General features: G+C 75.5%; 2 protein-coding genes. One reads left to right on the forward strand and one right to left on the reverse strand.

Annotated elements, in window-relative coordinates; translation table 11 throughout:
* Positions 1 to 61: 61 nt before the first annotated feature.
* Positions 62 to 562 carry a DUF3017 domain-containing protein gene (locus tag ACFRCR_RS18470; RefSeq protein WP_377679639.1) on the reverse strand — a complete coding sequence of 167 codons (501 nt, stop codon included), beginning with the start codon at positions 560 to 562 and terminating at the stop codon, positions 62 to 64.
* A 51-nt stretch (positions 563 to 613) separates the two neighbouring features.
* Here ACFRCR_RS18470 and ACFRCR_RS18475 point away from each other — a divergent pair, with 51 nt between their 5' ends.
* Positions 614 to 2,023, forward strand: a complete 1,410-nt coding sequence (locus ACFRCR_RS18475) for an NAD(P)/FAD-dependent oxidoreductase (RefSeq protein ID WP_377679641.1) — start codon at positions 614 to 616, stop codon at positions 2,021 to 2,023.
* Positions 2,024 to 2,095: the final 72 nt, after the last annotated feature.

Consider the following 2,095-nt stretch of genomic DNA (forward strand, 5'->3'; position numbering starts at 1 on the left):
GCCTCGTGCTGTCCGGGTTCGCACGAGCCCGTCCGGACCCGTGCCGAGGGCTGACGAGCCGTCAGATGTTGGGGACCGTGACGGCGAGCGTGCCCATGGCAGCGGCCACGGCGAGGTACATGATGACGTCGGTCCACCGGGTGCGGACCGTGAGCCCCACGGGTCCCGGACCTGGCAGGAAGGCCCGGACGCCCGCCCCGACGACGAGGATCCCGACGAGGACGAGCACCCCGGCGCGCGCCCCGACGACCAGCGTCACCGCGACCGCGAGCAAGACCCCTGCGAAGACGAGCCACATCGCGAGGTTGCTCTGCGGGGCAGGCACGACCACGGTGGCAGGTCGGTCGAGCGACTCGGTCCCGCCGTCGCCACCGGAGACACGCGGGATCCCGGAGGGCGGGGCGACAGGCGCGAGCGGATCCCCGGACGCCGCCTGCCCCTCTGCGGCGCCCGCGGTCTCCGACGCGCCGTCGAGCCGGTGCCACGAGGGTGGCGCCGGCGGTCGGTGCTGCGTCGGGGTGCCGTTGTGCGGACCGCGCCCGGGCGCGGTGACGTCGCTCACGCTTCCCACCAGTTCACGGGTCCGAGCCTACCGCCGACTACCGTAGGGATCGTGCCCTCACCAGTCACCACTGCTGTCCTGCCGCACTCGCGGCGCCCTGCGGCCGGGTCGGTCGTCGTCGTGGGCGCGGGCCTCGCCGGCGCCCAGACCGTGGCGGCCCTGCGGGCGCACGGATTCACGGGTCGTGTGACGATCCTCGGGGCGGAGGGCGTGCCGCCCTACGACCGTCCGCCGCTGTCGAAGGAGCTCCTCGTCCGCCCGGGACCGGCGTGGCTGACCGAGGAGATCGGGGTCGACGTCACCGTCCTGGCCGACGAGGCGCTGCTCGACGACCCTGCGGTCGACCTCGAGCCCGGTACCGGGTCCGTCACGATCACGACCCGGTCGGGTCGACGCGTCACGGCCGACGTCGCGGTCCTCGCCCTGGGCTCCGAGCCCGTGCGCCCGCCCGGCTGGGAGGCCGCGCTCACCCTGCACACCGCCGCCGACGCCGCTCACCTGCGCGAGCGCCTCACCCCCGGGACGCGCCTCGTCTCGATCGGCGCGGGCTGGATCGGTGCGGAGGTCGCCGGGGTCGCCTCGAAGGCGGGGTGCGTCGTCACCGTGCTCGAGGCCGCGCAGACGCCGCTCGAGCGTCAGCTCGGTGCGGAGGTCGGCGGTCACCTGGCCCGCTGGTACGCCGACGCCGGCGCCCACCTGCTCACCGGCGCCCAGGTCACCGAGGTGGGCGCCCGGTCCGTGGTGCTCGCGGACGGGCGCACGATCGAGGGCGACCTCGTCCTGGCAGCGGTCGGCGCCAGGCCCGCGACCGCGTGGCTCAAGGGCACGCTCCCCCTCGACCCGCGCGGCTCGATCCGGGTCAACAGCGCAGGGCGCGTGGCTCCGCCGACCGTCGCGGCGCCGTCGGGCACCTCGGGGCACCTGCCCCTCAAGGCGCTCCGCCGCCTGTACGCCGTGGGTGACTGCGCGACGCGCGACAACGCGGTGTTCGGGCCCGTGCCGGGCGGGCACTGGTCCGCGGCGCTGCACGACCCCGAGCCGACCGTGCGTGCCATCCTCGGCATCGACGAGATGCCCGCCGAGCCGCAACCCGTCCGCGAGCTCCTGGGGCTGGCACCGGTCCCCCAGCACGCTCCGTACGTGTTCTCGCAGCAGCTCGGGCACGACATCGCGCTGTTCGGCACGCCCTCGCCGTTCCACGAGGTCGTCTACCGCGGCGACCCGAGCGGCGGGGCCACCGGTCACGAGGGCTGGACCGCGCTGTACCTCGAGACCGTCGCGGGAGCGCACCGGACCAACGCCGAGGGGCACCGGCTCGCGACCGTGCGAGCGATCCTCGTGGTCGACGCGCCGCGCGAGGTGGGTCAGGTGCGCAAGCTCATGAACCGCGACGTGGCGCTGCACGTGGACGTCGAGATCGCGACGGACCCCGGCCGCAGGCTGCGCGACGCGGTGGTCTGAGCCGCGCCCCTGTCGCCGACCAGCCCCGCTGCCGAGCATGCGGTCGTCGTCCGGACCCGGCTGGATCCGGAC

The sequence above is a fragment of the Oerskovia sp. NPDC056781 genome (assembly GCF_042789955.1).
Taxonomy (GTDB): domain Bacteria; phylum Actinomycetota; class Actinomycetes; order Actinomycetales; family Cellulomonadaceae; genus Oerskovia; species Oerskovia rustica.